The organism is Nocardioides sp. T2.26MG-1 (assembly GCF_950101795.1).
GTDB lineage: Bacteria > Actinomycetota > Actinomycetes > Propionibacteriales > Nocardioidaceae > Nocardioides.
Genome location: NZ_CATNLZ010000023.1, coordinates 141,640 through 161,751 on the forward strand (window position 1 = coordinate 141,640; position 20,112 = coordinate 161,751).

At 73.8% G+C, this 20,112-nt stretch carries 18 protein-coding genes; 7 read left to right on the plus strand and 11 right to left on the minus strand.

Annotation, left to right across the window (positions count from 1 at the left end; genetic code table 11):
* Window positions 1-12 precede the first annotated feature (12 nt).
* Window positions 13-963, plus strand: a complete 951-nt coding sequence (locus tag QQZ14_RS13465) for a DUF2804 domain-containing protein (RefSeq protein WP_284534837.1) — start codon at window positions 13-15, stop codon at window positions 961-963.
* Between the two features lie 9 nt (window positions 964-972).
* Here QQZ14_RS13465 and QQZ14_RS13470 read toward each other — a convergent pair whose 3' ends face one another.
* The 3 genes from QQZ14_RS13470 to QQZ14_RS13480 are packed head-to-tail and all read right to left on the minus strand — an operon-like array spanning window position 973 to window position 4,211.
* A complete protein-coding gene (locus QQZ14_RS13470) occupies window positions 973-1,842 on the minus strand; it encodes a patatin-like phospholipase family protein (protein WP_284534838.1) in 870 nt (289 codons plus the stop codon).
* Window positions 1,843-1,863: 21 nt separating this feature from the next.
* On the minus strand, window positions 1,864-2,682 hold the full coding sequence (locus tag QQZ14_RS13475; protein WP_284534839.1) for an SDR family oxidoreductase: 819 nt from the start codon (window positions 2,680-2,682) through the stop codon (window positions 1,864-1,866).
* A gap of 29 nt (window positions 2,683-2,711) precedes the next feature.
* Window positions 2,712-4,211, minus strand: coding sequence for a carboxyl transferase domain-containing protein (locus QQZ14_RS13480; RefSeq protein WP_284534840.1), 1,500 nt, complete (start codon window positions 4,209-4,211; stop codon window positions 2,712-2,714).
* 49 nt (window positions 4,212-4,260) lie between these two features.
* Here QQZ14_RS13480 and QQZ14_RS13485 point away from each other — a divergent pair, with 49 nt between their 5' ends.
* A complete protein-coding gene (locus QQZ14_RS13485; RefSeq protein WP_284534841.1) occupies window positions 4,261-4,833 on the plus strand; it encodes a nitroreductase family protein in 573 nt (190 codons plus the stop codon).
* Here QQZ14_RS13485 and QQZ14_RS13490 read toward each other — a convergent pair.
* The 5 genes from QQZ14_RS13490 to QQZ14_RS13510 form a co-directional block, all read right to left on the minus strand.
* The gene (locus QQZ14_RS13490; RefSeq protein ID WP_284534842.1) at window positions 4,822-5,814 is read right to left on the minus strand and encodes an NAD-dependent epimerase/dehydratase family protein; all 993 of its coding nucleotides are present in this window, start codon (window positions 5,812-5,814) and stop codon (window positions 4,822-4,824) included. The genes QQZ14_RS13485 and QQZ14_RS13490 overlap by 12 nt on opposite strands.
* 57 nt (window positions 5,815-5,871) lie before the next feature.
* Window positions 5,872-7,320, minus strand: coding sequence for a M1 family metallopeptidase (locus QQZ14_RS13495; protein ID WP_284534843.1), 1,449 nt, complete (start codon window positions 7,318-7,320; stop codon window positions 5,872-5,874).
* A 65-nt stretch (window positions 7,321-7,385) separates the two neighbouring features.
* Window positions 7,386-7,949, minus strand: coding sequence for an RNA polymerase sigma factor (locus tag QQZ14_RS13500; protein ID WP_284534844.1), 564 nt, complete (start codon window positions 7,947-7,949; stop codon window positions 7,386-7,388).
* A 78-nt stretch (window positions 7,950-8,027) separates the two neighbouring features.
* Window positions 8,028-8,837: an ABC transporter permease gene (locus QQZ14_RS13505; protein WP_284534846.1), complete on the minus strand. Its 810-nt coding sequence runs from the start codon at window positions 8,835-8,837 to the stop codon at window positions 8,028-8,030.
* Window positions 8,834-9,757, minus strand: a complete 924-nt coding sequence (locus tag QQZ14_RS13510; RefSeq protein ID WP_284534847.1) for an ABC transporter ATP-binding protein — start codon at window positions 9,755-9,757, stop codon at window positions 8,834-8,836. The genes QQZ14_RS13505 and QQZ14_RS13510 overlap by 4 nt, the downstream gene beginning before the upstream one ends.
* Before the next feature lie 136 nt (window positions 9,758-9,893).
* Between QQZ14_RS13510 and QQZ14_RS13515 the strand changes: the two genes are divergently transcribed.
* Complete coding sequence (locus QQZ14_RS13515) at window positions 9,894-11,360, plus strand: serine/threonine-protein kinase (protein ID WP_284535142.1); 1,467 nt, start codon at window positions 9,894-9,896, stop codon at window positions 11,358-11,360.
* A 19-nt stretch (window positions 11,361-11,379) separates the two neighbouring features.
* Here the strand turns inward: QQZ14_RS13515 and QQZ14_RS13520 are convergent, their stop codons facing one another.
* Window positions 11,380-11,958, minus strand: coding sequence for a TerD family protein (locus tag QQZ14_RS13520; protein ID WP_284534848.1), 579 nt, complete (start codon window positions 11,956-11,958; stop codon window positions 11,380-11,382).
* 10 nt (window positions 11,959-11,968) lie between these two features.
* Complete coding sequence (locus QQZ14_RS13525; RefSeq protein WP_284534849.1) at window positions 11,969-12,628, minus strand: hypothetical protein; 660 nt, start codon at window positions 12,626-12,628, stop codon at window positions 11,969-11,971.
* An 88-nt stretch (window positions 12,629-12,716) separates the two neighbouring features.
* On the opposite strand from QQZ14_RS13525, the gene paaN reads away from it, so the two are divergent.
* The 4 genes from paaN (at window position 12,717) to QQZ14_RS13545 (ending at window position 19,236) form a co-directional block, all read left to right on the plus strand.
* A complete protein-coding gene (gene paaN, locus QQZ14_RS13530; protein ID WP_284534850.1) occupies window positions 12,717-14,405 on the plus strand; it encodes a phenylacetic acid degradation protein PaaN in 1,689 nt (562 codons plus the stop codon).
* Window positions 14,406-14,641: 236 nt separating this feature from the next.
* Complete coding sequence (locus QQZ14_RS13535; protein WP_284534853.1) at window positions 14,642-16,099, plus strand: DHA2 family efflux MFS transporter permease subunit; 1,458 nt, start codon at window positions 14,642-14,644, stop codon at window positions 16,097-16,099.
* A 31-nt stretch (window positions 16,100-16,130) separates the two neighbouring features.
* On the plus strand, window positions 16,131-17,663 hold the full coding sequence (locus QQZ14_RS13540; protein ID WP_284534854.1) for a GDSL-type esterase/lipase family protein: 1,533 nt from the start codon (window positions 16,131-16,133) through the stop codon (window positions 17,661-17,663).
* 46 nt (window positions 17,664-17,709) lie between these two features.
* The gene (locus QQZ14_RS13545; RefSeq protein WP_284534856.1) at window positions 17,710-19,236 is read left to right on the plus strand and encodes an amidohydrolase; all 1,527 of its coding nucleotides are present in this window, start codon (window positions 17,710-17,712) and stop codon (window positions 19,234-19,236) included.
* Here the strand turns inward: QQZ14_RS13545 and QQZ14_RS13550 are convergent.
* Entirely contained in the window at window positions 19,219-20,106 is an 888-nt protein-coding gene (locus tag QQZ14_RS13550; RefSeq protein ID WP_284534857.1) for an SGNH/GDSL hydrolase family protein, read from the minus strand. The genes QQZ14_RS13545 and QQZ14_RS13550 overlap by 18 nt on opposite strands.
* Between the last annotated feature and the right edge of the window lie 6 nt (window positions 20,107-20,112).

Here is a 20,112-nt window from a genome sequence, read left to right on the forward strand (position 1 = left end):
AGACGATGACCCGTGCCCGAACGCGAGATCACCGAGCCCGTCGACCTGTGCCTGCCGAACGGGAGGCTGAACCCGGGCGCCGTCGGGTGGTCGCGCACCCCGCTGCACCGGGCGAACCTGCGTGGGTGGGGGCGGGCGAAGCGCTGGGAGTACTGGGGCGTCGTGACGCCGCGGCTGTGCGTCGGGGTGGTGGCGTCCTCGCTCGACTACGCCGGGGTCTGCTCGGTGTGGGTGCTCGACCGCGAGACCGGCCGCACCTGGTCGCACGAGGAGGTGCCGCCGCTGGCGCGCGGGGTGTCGCTGCCGCCCGCGGTCGGCGGGCGCGCGCTGGTGGAGGCGGGCCGGCTGCGGATCGAGCTGGACGCCGGCGCGGTGCGGGTGAGGGCACCGGGGATCGAGGTCGACCTCGCGGTCGGCCCCGGCGGCGAGTGCGTCGGGGTGGTGGTGCCGTGGAGCTCGCGGCGCTTCCAGTACACCGTCAAGGACGTCGCCCGGCCGGTCAGCGGGCGGGTCACGCTCGACGGCACGGCGTACGCCGTCACCGAGGGCTGGGCGGTCCTCGACCACGGCCGCGGCAAGTGGCCCTATGCGATCACCTGGAACTGGGCCGCGGGCTCCTCGGAGCGGGTCGGCATCACGCTCGGCGGCACGTGGACCGCGGGGACCGGGTCGACCGAGAACGCGCTGTTCGTCGACGGCCGGGCGCACAAGATCGGCGAGGAGCTGGTCTGGGAGTACGACCGCACCGACTGGCGGCGGCCGTGGCGGATCCACGGTCCCCGGGTCGACGCGCGGATCGAGCCGTTCCACGAGCGGGTCGACAAGACCAACCTGGGCGTGGTCGCCAACGAGACGCACCAGTGCTTCGGTCAGTGGTCGGGCTGGGCCGCCACCGACGACGGCGAGCGGGTGCCGCTCGACGGACTCGTCGGCTGGGCCGAGGAGGCCCGCAACCGCTGGTGAGCCGCGGGGTCAGTGGCCCGCGGCGTCGAGGGCGGCGGCGGTGAGCGTCCGACCGAGCCCGATCATCTCCGCGGCTCGGTGGAAGTCGAGCGAGCGGGCCGCCGACACCGGCACGGTCACCAGGACGTCGGGGGGCAGGCCGGCCATCCGGTAGCGGGTGACCAGCCCCTGCATGGCGTCCATGGACAGCCCGACGACGTCGGAGATCCGCAGCTCCTCGAGCGGGTCCGGCGGCTCCTTCTCGCGGCCGACCGTGCGGCGTACGCGCTCGACGAGCGCCTCGCGCCAGGTGGGCTCCGCGGGCTCGCGCGCCGGAGTGCTCTGCTCCTGGGCGCCGCGCTCACCCGACAGCGAGATCGCGACGGTCAGCTCGGCGGCGCTCGCGGCGGTCGGCTCGATCGGCACCGGGTTCATCAGGCCGCCGTCGGCGAGCAGGCGGCCGTTCATCACGACCGGCGTGATGACGCCCGGGATCGCGATCGACGCGCGCACCGCGGAGACGAGCGGACCACGCTGGAACCACACCTCGCGGCGGGCACGCAGGTCGGTGGCGACGGCCGTGAAGGGGATCGGCAGGTCCTCGATCAGTCGATCGCCGGCGATCTGCTCGACCTCGGCGAAGATGCGCACGGCGCCGATGGCACCCCCACTGGACCACTTGGGGTCCAGCAGCCGCACCACGCCACTGGAGGTCAGGGTGCGGGCCCACGCGGTGTACTCGTCGAGCACGCCGGCGGCGTACAACCCGCCCACGAGCGCGCCCATCGACGAGCCGGCGACGGCGACGATCTCATGGCCCCGGGCCTCGAGCTCCTCGATCGCGCCGATGTGCGCGTAGCCCCGCGCCCCGCCGGAGCCGAGCACCAGGGCGACACGCATGGCACCGAGAGTACGGGGAGCCTAGGGCTCGATGCCGGTGACCTCCCAGCCCGGCGGGGAGATCGGGTGCAGCATCGCGTCGGTGCCGCCGTCGACGAACAGCACCGCGCCGACGATGCTGGCGGCCCCCTCGGACAGCAGGAAGCAGATCGCGGCGGCCACCTCCTGGGGGCGTCCGGTCCGGCCGATCGCGGTCGGGTAGGAGTCGACCGCGGGACCGAACACCGGGTCGGCGCGCATCTCCTCGACCATCGGGGTCTCGGTCGCGCCCGGGGCCACGGAGTTGAGCCGGATGCCGGCGCCGGCCCACTCCGGCTTCACGCCCTCGCGGCGGGCCCACCAGGCGAGCGCCGCCTTCGTCGACGGGTAGACCATCACCGAGTCGACCTGGCCCGCCCCCTCGCGGGCCAGCGCCTCGTCGTCACGCAGGCAGGCCTGGGCGACCGGGGCGTTCCAGCCGGGCATGCCGGTGATGGAGTTGGAGGCGAGCAGCACCACGCCCGCGCCGCCGTCGGCGGCCCCGGCCGTGAGCTCGGCGTGCAGCCCGGTCACCAGCGCGATCGCCCCGAAGAAGTTCACCGATACCACGAGCCGCGAGTCGACGCCGGTGTGCCCGGCGATCCCGGCCGCCGGCACCAGCCCGTGGACCGTGCCGGTCAGCGCGCGTACGCCGGCAACCGCCTCGGCGCGGCCGGCCTCGGTCGAGAGGTCGGCGGTGACGTCGACCCCGTCGGCCGGGGTGCGGTCGACCCCGATCACCCGGTGCCCCTGCCCGCGCAGCATGGCGGCCGTGGCCGCTCCGATCCCGGACGCGGCCCCACTCACGACGTACGTCTTCACGGGCCGAACTGTAACGCGTTCTAGTGCGCTCAGGCGTAGCGGCGAGCCCGGTCGGCGGGTGAGCCGGGGCCGCGGGCGAGCAGCGCGGCGAGCTCGTGCTCGAGGACCGCGCCGACCCGCTGGCAGAACGCCTCGGGCTCGTCGGCGGCGTCGGGGCGCTCCGCCACGACCAGGTCGACGATGCCGCGGGCGTGCAGGTCGATCGCGCGCACCTGCTGGGCGCGGGCCATCTCGGGGGCGTGCGCGGTGTCGCGGTGCACGATCGCCGACGCGCCCTCCGGCGGCAGCGGCGAGAGCCAGGCGTGCTGGGCCGCGACCACCCGGTCGGCGGGCAGGAACGCCAGCGCGCCGCCGCCGTTGCCCTCGCCGAGCATCAGGCACAGCGTCGGCGCGTCCAGGGTGACGAGGTCGGACAGGCAGCGCGCGATCTCGCCGGCGAGCCCGCCGTTCTCGGCGTCCGGCGACAGCGCCGCGCCCTGGGTGTCGATCACCGTGACCAGCGGCAGGCCCAGGTCGGAGGCGAGCCGCATCCCGCGCCGCGCCTCCCGCAGCGCCTCGGGCCCCATCGGCCGCTCGCTGGTCTGCCCGCGCCGGTCCTGGCCGAGGAACACGCACGGCGCCTGGCCGAACCGCGCCAGCCCGAGCAGCAGCCCGGGGTCGCGCTCGCCCTGGCCGGTGCCGTTGAGGGGCACGACGTCGCTGGCGGCGTACCGCAGCAGCCGGCGGATCCCCGGGCGGTCCTCGCGCCGCGAGCGCAGCACGGCGTCCCAGGTGTCGACGTCCGGGGTGCCGTCGTAGAAGTGGTCCGGCGGAGGCGGTGGGACCGGGCCGACGCCCTGCCGGGGCGCGAGCAGGACCGACAGCGCCCGGTCGAGGATGTCGGCGATCTGGTGCGGCGCGAGGACCGCGTCGATGATGCCGCGGGCGTAGAGGTTCTCCGCGGTCTGCACGCCCTCGGGGAACTCCTTGCCGTAGAGCGTCTCGTAGACCCGCGGGCCCAGGAACCCCAGCAGCGACCCCGGCTCCGCGACCGTCACGTGTCCCAGCGACCCCCACGAGGCCATCACCCCGCCGGTCGTGGGGTGGCGCAGGTAGACCAGGTAGGGCAGCCCGGCCTCCTTGTGCGCCGCGACCGCCTCGGTGATCCGCACCATCTGCACGAACGCCGGCGTGCCCTCCTGCATCCGGGTGCCGCCGCTCACCGGTCCGGCGAGCAGCGGCAGGCACTCGTGGGTGGCGCGCTCGATCGCGGTCACCAGCCGGTCGGCCGCCGCGCGCCCGATCGAGCCGGCGAGGAACGCGAACTCGCCCATCACCACCGCCACCCGGCGCCCGTGCATCAGGCCCTCACCGGTCAGCACGGACTCGTCGGTGCCGCTCTTGTCGGCGGCCGCGGCCAGCACGGCGGCGTACTCGGGTGAGACGCCGGTGCGGTCCGGCGGGGTGTCCCAGGACACCCAGGAGCCCTCGTCGAGGACGAGGTCGAGCAGCTCGGTGGCCGAGAGTCGGGCGGGCGTCGGCGCGGTCACCCGCGCAGGGTACGGGAATACGGCGCCGCGTCGGCGGGCTCCGACCACCGTGGACCCCCTCGACCCGCCCGTCCTCCATCCCCTCCTGCGTGAGCGCCGCAGCGTGCGGGAGTACGACGAGTCGCACCGGCTGGACGACGTCGAGCTGGCGGCGCTCCTCGAGGCGGCCCGCTGGGCGCCGTCCGCGGGCAACTCCCAGCCCTGGGCCTTCCTCGTCGGTCGCCGCGACGACGGGGCCCACCGGGTGTTCGTGCCACTGCTCGCGCCGAGCGTGCGTCGCTGGGCGCCCGCGGCCTCGGCGCTGGTGTTCGCGCTGCACCAGGTCGCCTCGGGGCCGGAGGAGGACGCGCTCGTCTACTCCGACTACGCGGCGTACGACCTCGGCCAGGCGGTCGCCCACCTGACCGTGCAGGCCGCGGCCCTGGGGCTGTCCACCCACCAGTTCGCGGCGTTCGACCACGCCGGCCTCGCCGCCGCCTGCGGTGTCCCGCCGCACTGGGCGGTGACCACCGGCATCGCCGTCGGCCGGGGCGTCACCAGCGAGCTGGCCCCCCGGGTGCGGAGGCCGATGGCCGAGGTGGCGTACGCCGGGAGGTTCGGCGCGCCGGTGCTACCGGGCTGACTCCCGCCAGGCGGCGAGCACCTCGGCCTCGCGCTCGCGGCCGATCCCGGTGACGGTCGCGCCGGGGGTCGCCCGCAGCCACGCGAGGGTGTCGCGTGCGGTGTCGGCGAGCGGGCGCAGCACCAGCCCGGCGGCGTACGACGGCTCCGGGTCGTGGGCGCACATCCCGTCGTACTCGGGCCGCGGCAGCCACAGCGGCACCGCCCCGGGACCGGCCCACGGCTCGACGCCCTGCTCGGCGAGGACCTCCTGGGGCACCCAGGTCAGCTCGACGTCCGAGCCGCACCCCGCGGCGACCTGCTCGAGGACCTCGCGCATCGCCAGCACCTCGCCGACCCCGTCGTAGTCGCCGCCGGTGCGGGCCTCGGCCACCGTGACGATCCAGGCCGCCAGGTCGCGCACGTCGATGACCTGGGTCCGGTCGTCGGGCCGCCCGGGGGCGAGCACCTCGGGGTGCGCGGCGTCGGCCATCCGCGCCGGCCAGTACGTGAAGCGCCCGGTCGGGTCGCCCGGTCCCACGATCAGCCCCGGCCGGACCACCGTCCACGACGCGGCCCCGTCACGGACCGCCTGCTCGCAGGCGACCTTCATCGGGCCGTAGGCCTCCGGATCGACCGAGAGGTCGACGTCGTCCACGATCGGTTCGCGCAGCGGCAGCGTGCCGGGCCGGCCGCCGGGCGTCGACTCGTCGGCGTACACGTTGATCGTCGAGACGAACACCCAGTGCGCGTCCGGCAGCGCCGCCACCGCGCCCCGGACCCACGACGGCATCCGCGCGACGTCGACGACGGCGTCGTACGACGGGCCCGTCAGTGCGTCCGGCGCCGGCTCGCGCCGGTCCCAGACGACCAGCCGTGCACCGTCGGGCACCGACCCGGAGCTGCCCCGGTTGGCGCAGGTGACGTCGTGGCCGCGGCGCACGGCCTCGGCGGCGACCGCCTGGGAGAGGAACACGGACCCACCGAGCACGAGGAGCTTCACGCGGCAACCGTCGCTGCTGCGGCGCCGCCGGGCAAGGGATTCTGCTCAGGGCAGTCCTCAGCGGTCGGGTGCCCGCTCGCCCAGCAGCCAGGCGTCGAAGAACGCCGACAGGTCCTGGCCGGTCTGCTTCGTCCACCAGGTGGTGATCTTGGTGTAGTCGGCGTTGCCGTCCGCGTACACGCTCGGCCACTCCCGCACCAGCCGCCAGAACTCCCCGTCGCCGTACCGCTGCCGCAGGTCGTCCCACATCAGCGCCGGGCCGTAGTAGACGTTGCCGGAGCCGAACGAGTCCGGGTGATAGGCGGCCGGCGGCCCGGCCTCGGTCCGCAGCCTCGCCTCGAAGGTCGACCAGAAGTCCATCACGGCGGACACCGGCTCGCCCTCGCTCTCGGCCATCCAGACGCCCTGGAGGTAGGTGGCCATACCCTCGTTCATCCACACGTCGCGCCAGTCGAACGGCGTGACCAGGTCGCCGTACCACTGGTGGACGATCTCGTGCAGGAGCACCTCGGGCGAGGTTGCGCGGGGGGTGTCGCCGAGCGTGATCATGGTCTGGGTCTCCATGCCGCTCTCGGAGTCGACCACCAGGATCCCGAGCGTGTCGAACGGGTAGGGGCCGAGGTGGTCCTCGACCCACGCGAGCGCCTCGGGCGCGCGCCGCACCCGCTGCAGCAGGTCCGGCCGGTCCGAGGGGGTCCAGTAGCTGATCGGCACCCCCGACGCCGACTCGTCGGTGGTCATCGTGAGGTCGCCGAACGCCACCGTGATCACGTACGACGCGGCCGGGTCGGCCAGCCGCCAGCGGGTGACGGTGTCGCCTCGGGACACCGTGCGGGCGAGCAGCTCGCCGTTGGCGACGCCGACGAACGGCGCGGGCACACGGAGCGTGAAGTCGTAGAGCGCCTTGTCGGAGGGCTGGTCGTTGACGGCGTACCACGTGTAGGCGCCGTACGGCTCCTGCATCGTCCAGGCCCCGCCGTCGGGGGTGACGGTCCAGCCGGTCTCGTCGAAGTCCGAGCGCTGCACCGGCGCCGGCACCGGCTCGGGCCGGCCCGCGTAGCGGAGCCTGAGCGTGTGCAGCTCGTCGCGCTGCACGGTCGCGTCGACGACCAGGTCCTTGCCGCGGTGCTCGAACGGCGTCTCGCGGCCGTCGAGGGTGAGCCGACGCACCTGGAGGGGCGCGGCGAGGTCGAGCTGGAGGTGGTCGGCGTCCTCGGTGGCCCGCAGGCGGATCGACTCGACGCCGTCGAGCGTGCGGGTCGCGGGGTCCCAGGCCAGCTGCAGCCGGTACTGCAGCGTGTCGACGCCGGGGTCGCCCACGTCGGGGTAGACGCTGTCCTCGACCGGCGTGCTGTAGCCCTCGGCCGCACGACCGGCCGCGCGGCCCTGGTCGCCGGGGGCCGGGGTGGGCGAGGACTGGGGTGACGGCGTGGGGGGCTGGTCGTCCTCGGACGTGCAGCCCGCGAGCAGCAGCGCGGACGCGAGCAGGGCAGCGAGCGCCCTCACTCGCTCCCCCTCGGCCGAGTCATTCGCTGCTCCGCGGCCCGGTCATTCGCTGCTCCGCAGCCCGGTCATTCGCTGCTCCGCAGCAATGGCCGCGCGAGCCGGCGGCCGTGGTGGATCTGGGCCTTGATGGTGCCGAGCGGTGCACCGATCTGCTCGGCGATCTCCTCGTAGGACAGGCCGTAGACGTCGCGCAGCAGCAGCGGCTCGACGAACTGCGGATGGTCCTTCTCGATGGTCTCCATCGCCTCGAGCAGGTCCAGTCGGGTGCCGGCGATCACGCTCGTGGTCCGGGGGTCCGGCTTGTCGAGCGGGCCGTGCTCGAGGGGGTCGGTGGCGGTGGCCTGATTCTTCATCCGTCGGTACGTCGAGCGGGCGGAGTTGACCGCCACCACGTGCATCCACGTGGTGAACCGGCCGCGACCGCCCCAGGAGCCGATCTTGTTCGCGATGTTGAGCAGCGCCTCCTGGCAGGCGTCCTCGGCGTCCGGCAGGTGCGGCAGCACGCCCCGGCACACGTTGAGCGCTCGTGGGCGCACGGCGGCCAGCAGCGCCTCGAGCGCGTCCCGGTCGCCGGAGCGCGCTCGCCGGGCGAGCTCGTCGATCTCGTCCGCTGACAGTGCCTCATTCATCGGCATCACTTGTCATGCACATCACCCTTCCCCGTTGCCTGAACGATAGTCAGGTCACGGGGAAGGGTGATCGGACCGTTACTTGACCTCGGACCGGAGCAGCAGCGCCAGGCCGACCGCGAGCGGGGCGACCAGCCACAGCGCGCCGGAGACGGCCAGGTTGGCCCACTGCTCACCGGTGAAGCCGCCCTCGAACAGGAGGTTCTGGGTGTAGTTGAAGTCCGCCCAGGGGCGCAGGTCCGACCACCAGGACTGGCTGGCGGCGAGCACCTCGGACAGCGAGGACAGGACCAGGGAGTACACGAAGTACGCGACGATCGCGCCGGCCGAGTTGCGGATCAGGACGCCCAGCATGAAGCCCATCAGCATGCCCAGGGTGTTGGCGCCCACGATGTAGAGGAAGTCGTCCAGACCCATGTCCCAGACCAGGTCGGTGCCCGCGATCGTCGTGCCCACCAGGTTGCCCACCGCCCCGATGGCGAAGGCGAGGACCATGGAGACGACCGCGGTCGAGATCGCCACCGTCGCCTTGGCGCTGATCACCCGACCGCGGTGGGGGACCAGGGTGAACGAGGTCAGCCCGCTGCGCTGGCTCCACTCGGAGGTCACCGAGAGGATCGCGATCATCGGCAGGATCACCGCCATCGGGAAGCCGATCGCCGCCCCGAAGGTCGCGTAGGTGAGCTCGTCCTGTGGTGCCCACAGGATCACGGCGCCTGTGGCGAGCACCGACGTGATCGCGATGCTGGCCAGCAGCCAGAAGCCCGAGCGGGTGTCGAAAGACTTGCGGAGCTCGACGGAGACGATCCGCGAGAACGGGATCGGCGCCGGGACCGCGCGCTCGGTCCGCACGGCCTCGTGCTCGTGCTCGAGGGTCAGGGTGGTCATGCTGCTGCTCCTTCTGAGGTGTCGTCGCGCTGGGTGTCCGCGGTGAGGTCGAGGAACATCTCCTCGAGGCCGGCGCCGTCGGCGGCGCGCAGCTCGGTGAGCGGCACGCCGGCTCGCAGCGCCACCTGGCCGACGAGCTCCGCCTCGGCGTCGACGCGCAGGGCGTCGTGGGTGCCGCTCGCGGCGCTGTCGGTGAAGTCGATGTTCGCGTCGACCAGCGCGTGCGCCAGCCGTCGTACGTCGGGGGTGCGCACGAGCGTGCCGGCGGAGGCGAGCAGCTCGGCCTTGGTGCCCTGGGCGACGATCCGGCCCTGGCCGATCACGACGAGGTCGTCGGCGATCACCTCGATCTCGTGGAGCAGGTGCGAGGAGAGCAGCACGGTGCCGCCCTGGTCGGCGTAGCCGCGCAGCAGGTCGCGCATCCACCGGATGCCGGCGGGGTCGAGGCCGTTGGCCGGCTCGTCGAGGATCAGGGCCTCGGGATCGCCGAGGAGGGCGGTGGCGATGCCCAGGCGCTGGCGCATGCCGAGGGAGTAGTTGCGGACCCGGCGGCCGGCCTCCTCGGGGGTGAGGCTGACCAGCTCGAGCATCTCGTCGACCCGTCGGCGCGGTAGCCCCATCGTGCGCTGGGCGACGGTGAGGATCTCCCGGCCGGTGCGGCCCGCGTGCTGGGCGGAGGCGTCCAGCAGGACGCCGACCTCGAGGCCCGGGTTGGGCAGGTCGGCGTACCGGCGGCCGCCGACGTGCGCGGTGCCGGACGTGGCGGGGGTGAGCCCGACCATGATCCGCATCGTGGTGGACTTCCCGGCGCCGTTCGGGCCCAGGAAGCCGGTGACCCGCCCGGAGCGGGCGGTGAAGCTGACGTCGTCGACGGCCGTGAAGCCGCCGTACGTCTTGGTGAGTGAGTCGACCGTGATCATGGGTCAACCCTCGCGTTTGAGGGTCGGTCGCGGCATCGGGGAAGGGGGGCCCTCCGCCCCTGAGCCGACCCCGAGCGGTCTCAGGGTCCGACCCCGGCAGGGTGCGGGTCGGCTCGGGCATGATGGCCCCGTGCCCATGCCCTCCCGTCTCGGTCGGTACGCCGTGCGCCGGCGCATCGGATCGGGTGGCTTCGCCACCGTGTGGCTCGCCTACGACGAGCAGCTCGACTCACCCGTGGCGGTCAAGGTGCTCGCCGAGAACTGGACCGAGGACCAGGCCGTGCGGCAGCGGTTCCTCGAGGAGGGGCGGTTCCTGCGCAAGGTGGAGTCGCCGTACGTCGTCAGCGTCTACGACGCCGGCGAGCTCGACGACGGCCGGCCCTACCTGGTGATGTCGTACGCCGACCAGGGCACGCTCGCCGACCGGCTCGAGATCGTCGGGCTCACCCCCGGCCAGGCGCTCGAGGTGGTGCGCCAGGTCGGGACCGGCCTGCAGGCGCTGCACGTGCGCGGGGTGCTGCACCGCGACGTGAAACCGGCCAACGTGCTGTTCCGCACCGTCGAGGAGGGCGGCCGCAGCGAGGTGCGCGCGATGGTCGCCGACCTGGGCCTCGGCAAGGCGCTGGACATGTCCTCGCGGCTGACGATGATCGCGGGCACCCCGTCGTTCGTCGCGCCCGAGCAGGCCCAGGGCGAGCCGCTGGACGGGCGGGCCGACCAGTACTCCCTGGCGGCGCTGACCTACCTGATGCTCAGCGGGCGCGCGCCGTACGCCCACGCGTCGCTGGCGGCCGCGGCCGCTCCCGGTGCGCCGGCTCCGCTGTCGTCGCCGGAGCGGGTGTTCCCCAAGGCGGTCGAGGCGGTCGTGCGCCGCGGGCTCGCGGTCGACCGCGCGGACCGTTGGCCCGACGTGGCGTCGTACGTCGAGGCGCTCACCGCCGCGCTGGGGCCGGCCGCCGCGGTCGACCACTCGGCACCGTGGCTGCCCCTCGACCCGGAGCTGACCCAGCCCGGGGCCCGGCCCAGCCCGCTGCTCCCGGCCGATCCGCTGCCCGACCCGGTGCTGCCGCGCCGCACCGGGCGCCGGGTGCTCGGCGTCCTCGCGGCCGTCGCGGCCCTGCTCGCCGGTGCGGGTGTCGGGTACGCCGTCGAGCAGCGCGGCGACGCCGAGGTGACGGTCACCGACCGGACCGGCACCCTGTCGGTCAGCGTCCCGGGCGACTGGGACCGGGCCCGCTCACCGCGCGGCTGGAAGGCACCGGACGGCGGTGGGGAGTTCCCCGCGCTCTCGGTCGGCACCTCGCCGGAGTGGACCGACGTGGGCACCACCGCGCAGGGGGTCTTCCTTGGGATCATGCCGGGCGACGAGCTGCCGGACCAGGTGCCCCAGCATCCCGAGTGCCGCACTGCCCAGGACGCCGTGGATGACACCATCGACGAGAACGCCACCCGCACGGTCGTCTACACCGGCTGTCCCGGTGGCGTCACCGTGGAGCGGGTGGTCCAGGTCGCCGCCAACCGGCTGCTGTGGGTGCAGGTGCGCAGCGCCGACCGGGCCACCGCCAACGCCGTCCTGGACGACGTCCAGGCACACGGCTACTGACGCCCGGCGCGGTCGGGTCCTAGAGGAACCGGCGCAGCGCGTCGACGGACTTCGTGGGGACCGTGACCTTGATGCCCTCGCCGATCGCGCGCATCCGCCAGCCGGCGCCGGCGCGGAAGATCTTGGCCAGCGCGAGGCCGGTCTCGGGGACGCCCGCGGTCAGGGTGTAGCGGGCGATCTCGACCTCGGTCCCGTCGTCGCCCTCGCCGACCAGGCGGCAGTAGGCGCGGTTGATCCACTCCAGTGTGTGGCCCTGGTAGCTGCTGACCAGGAACACGATCTGGTCGACCTTGCCGTAGACCTTCCCCAGGTCGACGGTGATCGCCTCGTCGTCGCCCTCGCCGCTGCCGGTCAAGTTGTCGCCGAGGTGGGTGACCGAGCCGTCGCGGGTCGCGAGGTTGTTGTAGAACGCGAGGTCGAAGAGCTGGCCGTCGGCGAACTGCACGGCCGAGGCGTCGAGGTCCACGTCGGGGGCACCGGTGCCGATGAAGCCCGCGGTGCGCTCCTTGTCCCAGCCGACGCCCATCCGCAGCCGGGTCAGGGGCGTGCCGTCCGCGGCAGCCAGCTCGATCTCGGTGCCCTGACGGAGTTCGATCACGCTGCCGAACCTACCTCGCGGGCGTCACCGGCAGCTTGGTCACGCTCACCGCGACGTGCTCGAGCAGGGACTTCAGGCCGGGGACGTCGACGGCTCGCCCGGACACGCTCATCTCGAAGCTGGCGGCCGTCTGCCCGGGGGCGGTGAACCACCGGAACATGTTGTGCCGCTGGTGGTCGAGGCCGTCGCGGTAGGTGAAGTAGACCTCGTCCTCGTCCCGGTCCACGATCTCGACGTCCTCGTAGGTCGACTCCATCGCCGCGACCTTCTGCTCGACCATCTGCTCCGGCGTCAGCCGCTGCGTCACGATCTTGACCCGCAGGCTGAAGCCGCCCTCGGTGGGCTCGTCCGGCGGCCGCCAGCGGTACTCCTGGGGCTGGTCGGTCGTCGAGCGCACCCAGCCCAGGGGAGCGGCGTACCTCCAGAGGAAGAACGGCGGGTCGCCGAGCCGGTGGGTCCGGTACGGCAGCCTGGTCGGCAGCGCGGGGTAGGCGATGTCGACCGCGAACGTCGGTGGCGGGTCGACCGGGATCGAGGGCGACTCGGCGGGCACTGGCTCGGCGCGCTCGATCATGGCGGGCTCGTGGCGGTCGAGGGTGCCGAAGCCGTAGCCGCAGGCGGCCCCGATCAGCGCGAGGGCAAGCGTCAGCCCGATCCAACGCACCCTCATGGGCCACGAGGGTAGTCGTCCCTCGGTGTTGTGACAGATCTGTGTCAGAGTGTGCGAGTTCTGTCACAGACCTGCCCGGGAGAGCGTCATGACCGAGACCACCGCCGCGTCCCCCGCGGAGTCCCTGTTCGACCGGCACCGCGACCGGCTGGAGGCCGCCGTGGCGGCGTGCGCGAGCCGGGAGTACTACTCCGCGTTCGACGAGTCCCCGTCACCGCGCGTGTACGGCGAGTCCGCTGCGGCCGAGGGCAAGGCGGCGTTCGAGGCCTGGCTGGGCGGCGCGTTCCCGCTCGACACGCCGGGCGCCGAGGGCACCGTGGCGACCGAGCGATCGCCGTACGGCTTCGACCTCGAGGTGGCCTACCCGCGGGCTGTGGACATCGACGCGCTGATGTCGGCGGCGCGTGCTGGCATGAGGGCGTGGCGGGACGCGGGCCCGGACGGACGAACGGGGGTGTGCCTGGAGATCCTCTCCCAACTGCATACGCGCATCTTCGAGCTGGCCGGAGCGGTGCAGCACACGAGCGGGCAGGCGTTCGTGATGGCCTTCCAGGCCGGGGGAGCGCACGCCCTCGACCGGGCCGTGGAGGCGATCGCCTATGCGTGGACCGAGATGTCCCGCACGCCGGCGACCGCGCTCTGGGAGAAGCCGGGCCGCGGCGAGCCGCTCCGGATGGAGAAGACGTTCACCGTGGTGCCGCGTGGCGTGGCGCTGGTGATCGGGTGCAACACCTTCCCGACCTGGAACTCCTGGCCGGGGCTGTTCGCGTCGCTGGTCACCGGCAACGCCGTGGTGGTCAAACCGCACCCCGCGGCCGTGCTGCCGCTGGCGATCACCGTCCAGGTGTGTCGTGAGGTGCTCGTGGCCGCGGGCTTCGACCCCGACCTGGTCACGCTCGCGGCCGAGGACCCCGACGACCACCTGGCCGCGACGCTCGCGGTCCGGCCGGAGGTGCGCCTGGTCGACTTCACCGGCGGCAACGCCTTCGGCGACTGGCTCGAGGCCAACGCACGGCAGGCGGTGGTGTTCACCGAGAAGGCCGGCGTCAACACCGTGGTGCTCGACTCGACCTCCGACTTCGCCGCGATGTGCCAGAACCTCGCGTTCTCGTTCTCGCTGTACTCCGGGCAGATGTGCACCGCACCGCAGAACGTCTACGTGCCGGCGGCCGGGATCGCCACCGAGGACGGCGTGCGGACGCCCGCCGAGGTCGGCGCCGGGATCGGCGCCGCCCTCGACCGGCTGCTCGGCGACGACGCCCGCGCGGTCGAGCTGCTCGGCGGGATCGTCAACGACGACGTGCTCGAGCGGCTGGACGCCGCCCACCGGCGCGGCGAGGTGCTGGTCGCTTCGCGGACGGTCACGCACCCGTCGTACGCCGAGGCCACGGTGCGCACGCCCGCGCTGGTCCGGCTCACCGCCGCGGACGCGGGCGTCTACGAGGCGGAGTGCTTCGGGCCGGTCGCCTACCTGATCGAGACCGCGGGCACGGATGAGTCGGTCGCGCTGTTCCGCGACACCGTGCAGCGCCACGGCGCGATGACCGCCGCGGTCTACTCGACCTCCGAGGGGGTCGTCGGCCAGGTGCGCGAGGCCGCGCTCGACGCGGGCGTGGCGCTCTCGGAGAACCTCCTGGGCGGGGTGTTCGTCAACCAGTCCGCGGCGTACTCGGACTTCCACGGCACCGGCGCCAACCCGGCCGCGAACTCCTCCTACACCGACGGCGCCTACGTCGCGCCGCGGTTCCGGGTGGTGCAGTCGCGCCGCCACGTCTGACCACGGTGGTTGAGGTGCGAGCGAGCGCTCGTCCTGAGGCGCGAGCGGAGCGAGCCTCGAAGGGAGCCTCGAAACCACCGATGAGAAGGGTCGTCTCACCGGGTCTGTCGATCTCGTAGCACCCCGTCGCTTTCGGACGGGTCACCGATGATTCGGGACAACGAGGCCGGTCTGTCGATCTCATAGCGCCCCGTTCGTGGAGATGGTGAACGCACCGTCCACCCCAGGAGACCTCGATGACCGACCTCAAGAGCCGCTGGCTCGCGTTGTACGTGCTGTGCTTGGGCGACCTGATGATCGTGCTGGATACCAGCATCGTCAACGTCGCGCTGCCGTCCATCCAGACCGACCTGGGCTTCTCCCAGGACGCGTTGGCGTGGGTGGTCAACGCATACCTGCTGACGTTCGGCGGGTGCCTGCTGCTCTCCGGGCGCCTCGGCGACCTGGTCGGCAGCAGGCGGGTCTTCCTGGGCGGCGTCGTGTCGTTCACCGTCGCGTCGGTCGCCTGCGGTCTCGCGCCCTCCTCGGGCCTGCTGGTCGCGGGCCGGGCGGTCCAGGGCCTCGGCGGCGCCGCGGTCTCGGCGGTCGCGCTGTCGCTGATCATGGGACTGTTCTCCGACCCGGCCGAGCGGGCCAAGGCGATGGGCTTCTTCGGCTTCGTGATGTCCGGCGGCGGCGCGGTCGGCGTGCTGCTCGGCGGCGTGCTGACCGGGCTGTTCTCGTGGCACTGGATCTTCTTGGTGAACGTGCCGATCGGCGTCGGCGTCTGGATCGCCGCACGCCGGGTGCTGCCGGCCGACGAGACGGTGGACGGCGCCGCCCGGCTCGACGTCCCCGGTGCGGTGCTGGTGACCTGCTCGCTGATGCTGAGCGTCTACGGCATCGTCGGCGGCAACGACGCCGGCTGGACCTCCGGCCGCACCCTCGGGCTGCTCGGCACCAGCGCGGTGCTGCTCGCCGCGTTCGTCGTCCGCGAGGCCAGCGCGGCCAGCCCGCTCGTCCCGCTGCGGCTGTTCCGGCTGCGCAACGTCACGGTCTCGCAGGTGGTCGGCGCGCTGTGGGCGGCCGCGATGTTCGCATGGTTCTTCCTCGCCGCGCTCTACCTCCAGCGGGTGCTGGGCTACAGCGCGCTCGAGGTCGGCCTCGCGTTCGTGCCGACCAGCGTGGTGATGGCGTACTGCTCGCTGCGGGTCTCGGACAAGCTCGTGATGCGGTTCGGGATCCGGCGGCCGCTGATGGTCGGGCTCGCGCTCGCCGCGGCCAGTCTCGGCCTGTTCTCCCGGGCTCCGGTGGACGGCATCTTCGTGACCGACGTGCTGCCCTCGATGCTGCTGCTCGGTGCGGGCGCCGGCATCGCATTCAACCCGGTGCTGCTCGCGGCGATGGGCGATGTCGAGCCGCACGAGTCCGGTCTGGCGTCCGGGGCCGTCAACACCTCGTTCATGATGGGCGGCGCACTCGGGCTGGCGGTGCTGGTCAGCCTCTCCACCTGGCGCACCGACGCGCTCGCCGCCGACGGCGCGGGCGAGCTGGTCGCGCTCAACGGCGGCCTCCAGGTGGCGTTCGGGGCCGGCGCGCTCTTCGCCCTGGCCGCGGCGGTGATCGGCGGGCTGTTCCTGCGCCCCCAGCCGATGGGCGGGGCCGACGACCCGGTGCCGGTCGCCGTCGAGGCTGTCAGTCCCGACCCGGTCTGAGCATCCGAGCGGGGCCGGTAGCCTCGATCCGGTGAACCGGCTCGTGCGCCTGGTCGGCCCCACCCTCCTCCTGCTCGCGGCAGGGATCGGGCTGGTCATCCCCGCGACGATCGCGCTCACCCCGGCTCAGGAGACCGTCGTCGCCGGCCAGTACGTCGAGGTCGGCGCCGTCACGCCCTCCGGCGGCTGGCTCGGTGACCTCGGCGAGGCCTTCGGCGGCTGGCCGTGGACCTGGCCGGCCGCGATCGCCGACGGCTCCCGCGGACCGGCCCGGCTCAAGCAGATCGGCGACACCACGGTCGACCTGCAGCAGGTGCAGGTGCGCGGCCCGCTGCGGCCCCAGCTCGAGCTCGGACCGCTGGTGCGCACCCGCGCCGCCGAGCAGCTGCTCGATCCCCGCGAGGGGCCGGCGGCCCGTGACCGGGCGGTCCGGTCGGTGACGGACGCGTTCCGTGACTGGTACATCTGGGCCACCGTCCTGCTCGTCGCGATGACCGTCGGGCTGGTGACGCTCGTGATCAGCGTCCGGATCTGGGCGGTGCTGGCCAGGGCCAGCCGGAGCCACGCCCACCTGACCGTCGGGGAGGTGTGGCACCGGCACTCCCGGCGGCTCCGGGTGGCGGTGCTCGTCACGCTCGTCGGCACGCTCGTCGCGTGGCTCGGGGTCGGGGCGCTCGCGACCCGCGACGCCGGTTCGGGAATGGAGGGGGTCCGGTCGCTGCGGGACCTGGTGGGCGCGGCGCCGGTGACCCTCGCTCGTGCCGGACCGCCCGTCGAGGGCTACACCGGAGCCGTCATCGGCGACTCGCGTGCCTCTCGGCTCGGTGGGCCCCTGGTCGCCGACCCGGGGCCGGACGACGTCGCGTGCGACCGGTCCTCGGACTCTCTCGCCGCCCAGCTCGACCTGCTCCTGCCGCAGGACCGGGTGCGGAATCTGGCCTGCCCGTCGGCCACCGTCGACCGGGGGCTGCTCCACTCCCAGTACCGCGACGGCCGCACGGTGCCGCCCCAGGTCGCGCGGCTGCTGGGCATGCGCGACCTGCGGTTCGTGGTGGTGATGATCGGGCCCAACGACCTGGCCTGGTCGGACTTCCTGCGGTACTGCTACGGCTTCGCCGAGTGCGACGACCGGTTCGCCGAGGCGCAGTTCGACTACCGGCTCGCGAAGTTCGACCGCGACTACGGGGACCTGCTGGCGGCGCTGGCCGCGCTGCCCGGCAAGCCACAGGTCGTCGTGGTCACGTCGTACGACGTGTTCGCGCTGGACGCGGACTGTGCCGACACACAGGTCGAGGGGCGACCCGGGCTGGACGCCGACAGCCTGGCCCTGCTCGCCGACCGCAACGCGCAGTTCAACGACGTGCTGGCCGCCGGGGCGCGCGCCTACGGCTTCACCGTCGCCACCCCGCACCTCGCGACCCTCTGCCAGCCCGGTGACCCCGAGGTCGGTCGCGACCTGCAGGGCCTGGAGGACCCCTACCCGTTCCACCCGACCGGGATCGGCATGGTCCGGCTCGCCGCCACCGTGCTCGCCGCGATCGATCCGCCGGAGACCACCCGTTGACCCGCCCGAAACTTTCGGGCGGGTCAACCCCGTTAGCCTTCCGCCGGTGAGCAACCTGCTGATCCGCAACGCGCGGCTGGTCCCGGTCGGGGTGACGGACGCGGTGCCGGACGCGCCGGTCGACGTGGCCGTCGAGCACGGGGTGGTCACCGAGGTGCGGCCAGGTGCCGACCGCCCGGACGGCGCCGAGGTGATCGACGCCGGCGGGCGCTGGCTGGTCCCCGGGCTCTGGGACCAGCACGTGCACCTGGGTCAGTGGACGCTCGCCTCGCAGCGGCTCGACCTCGCGGGCGCCCGCTCGCCCGAGGACGCGACCCGGGCGGTCGCGGAGCGGATCGCGGCGTACCCCGACCAGCCGGTGATCGGCTGGGGCCACCGCTCCGCCGGGTGGGACCGCGACGTCACCGTGTCCGAGCTCGACGCGGTGTCGGGGGACACCCCGGTGGTGCTGATCAGCGGGGACGCGCACCACGCCTGGCTGAACACCACCGCGCTGATGCACCTCGCGATGCCGGTGCGCGACTCGGTGGTCCGCGAGACCGAGTGGTTCGCGGCCTATCCGCGGCTGGTGACGCTGGTCGGCACCGACGGGACCTCGCCGGAGGCCTACCGCCGCACCCTCGACGCCGCGGCCGCGCAGGGCGTGGTCGGCCTGGTCGACTTCGAGTTCGGCGGCGGTCGCGAGGAGTGGGCCGAGCGCTGGGCGCAGGGCTGCGACCGGCTGCGGGTCCGGTGGGCGACGTACGCCGACACCCTCGACGACGTGATCGCCGCGGGGCTGCGCACCGGCGACATGCTGCCCGGGTGCGACGCCCGCGCCACGATGGGGCCGCTGAAGATCATCAGCGACGGGTCGCTGAACACCCGGACCGCCTGGTGCTGCGAGCCGTACGGCGACGCCCACCGGCTGGAGTATCCCGCCGGCCAGCCCAACCTGGACGGCGCCGAGCTGCGCGAGCTGCTCGCCCGTGCGCACGCCGCCGGGCTGGAGGTCGCCACGCACGCGATCGGCGATGCGGCGGTGGGCGAGGCGCTGGCGGCGTACGCCGACACCGGTGCCCGCGGCACGGTCGAGCACGCGCAGATGGCCCGCCGCGAGGACGTGCGCCGGATGGCCACGCTCGGCATCCGCGCCAGCGTGCAGCCCGCGCACCTGCTCGACGATCGCGACCTCACCGAGAGGATCTGGGGCGAGCGGTCGGAGCGCTGCTTCGCGTTCCGCTGGATGCTCGAGGACGGCGTGGCGCTCGCCCTCGGCTCGGACGCGCCCGTCTCACCGCTCGACCCGTGGTTGGCGATGGCCGCGGCGGTGCACCGCAGCGCCGACGACCGCGCACCCTGGCACCCCGAGCAGTCCCTCACCGTCCGGGAGGCGCTGGCCGCCTCGGTCGACGGCCAGCCGACGGTCGCGCCGGGCTCGCCCGGCGACCTGGTGCTGCTCGACCGCGATCCGCTGCTGCGCGAGCTCGACCACGCCGACACCTCCGCGCTCGGGACCGCGCTCCGGTCGATGGGCTCGGCCCTGACCGTGGTCGCGGGCCGGCCCGTGCACCGGTCAGCGGAGCCGCTCTAGCACCGCCTTGGCGACCGCCCGCTGCTCCACCGCCAGCGGGTGGTAGGCCAGCGCCGTCCGGGCCGAGGTGACCCGGCCGTTGATCCACGGGTCGTCGGCGCAGATGTCGTGGCCGGCGCTGATGCCCCACAGGTCGACGTACTCCGCCCCGGCGTCGGTCGCGCCGGCCCGCACCGCGTCGTTGAGGCCCTGCGTGACGGACTCGGCGAACGCGTAGTCGCCGGCCGCGAGCGGCAGCAGGTCGCAGGTGCCGGAGGCGGGGACGATGTGCGGGTAGCCCACGACGAGCACCCGCGCGTCGGGCGCCTGCTCCTGCACGGCGCGGACCACGCCGGCGATGTTGCCGTGGATGCGCTCGAAGGTCTGCTGCAGGTCGCGGTCGGCGAAGGCGGCACGGCACGGCGCGCCCGTGGGGTCGGTGCGGCCCAGCTCCATGCACTGCCCGAGGACCCCGGCGAACAGGTGCTCGTCGTTGCCGCCCAGCCCGATGGTGACGAGGTCGGTGCCGCGGCGGACGGCCCGGATCTGCGGGGGCACCGTGCTGCCGCGCTGCCCGGTCTGCGCCGTGGTGACGTTCGCGGTCTGGGCGCCGCTGCAGCTGACGTCGGTCAGCTCGGTGCCGGGCATCGCCGCGGCCACCAGCGCCGGGTAGTTCACCCCCGAGCGCAGGCAGACCGTGCTCACGTCGGTCGGCGGCACCAGCGGTGCGGCGGTGTAGGAGTCGCCGAGCGCGACGTACCGGTCGTACTGCGTCGGCGCCGCCGGGCTGCCCGTCGTCCGCGCGGGAGCGGCGACCGGCTCGTCGGCGCCGTCCGAGCACCCCGCGAGCAGGGCGGCTCCCAGGACGAGCAGGAGAAGCTGTCGGCGCATGGCTCG

Bases quoted from the DNA above. Each gene is read 5' to 3' on its own strand.
- QQZ14_RS13500 (WP_284534844.1), bottom strand. From the start codon at position 7,949: ATGAATGAGGCACTGTCAGCGGACGAGATCGACGAGCTCGCCCGGCGA.
- QQZ14_RS13550 (WP_284534857.1), bottom strand. From the start codon at position 20,106: ATGCGCCGACAGCTTCTCCTGCTCGTCCTGGGAGCCGCCCTGCTCGCG.
- QQZ14_RS13470 (WP_284534838.1), bottom strand. From the start codon at position 1,842: ATGCGTGTCGCCCTGGTGCTCGGCTCCGGCGGGGCGCGGGGCTACGCG.
- paaN (WP_284534850.1), top strand. From the start codon at position 12,717: ATGACCGAGACCACCGCCGCGTCCCCCGCGGAGTCCCTGTTCGACCGG.
- QQZ14_RS13515 (WP_284535142.1), top strand. From the start codon at position 9,894: ATGCCCTCCCGTCTCGGTCGGTACGCCGTGCGCCGGCGCATCGGATCG.
- QQZ14_RS13505 (WP_284534846.1), bottom strand. From the start codon at position 8,837: ATGACCACCCTGACCCTCGAGCACGAGCACGAGGCCGTGCGGACCGAG.
- QQZ14_RS13535 (WP_284534853.1), top strand. From the start codon at position 14,642: ATGACCGACCTCAAGAGCCGCTGGCTCGCGTTGTACGTGCTGTGCTTG.
- QQZ14_RS13510 (WP_284534847.1), bottom strand. From the start codon at position 9,757: ATGATCACGGTCGACTCACTCACCAAGACGTACGGCGGCTTCACGGCC.
- QQZ14_RS13525 (WP_284534849.1), bottom strand. From the start codon at position 12,628: ATGAGGGTGCGTTGGATCGGGCTGACGCTTGCCCTCGCGCTGATCGGG.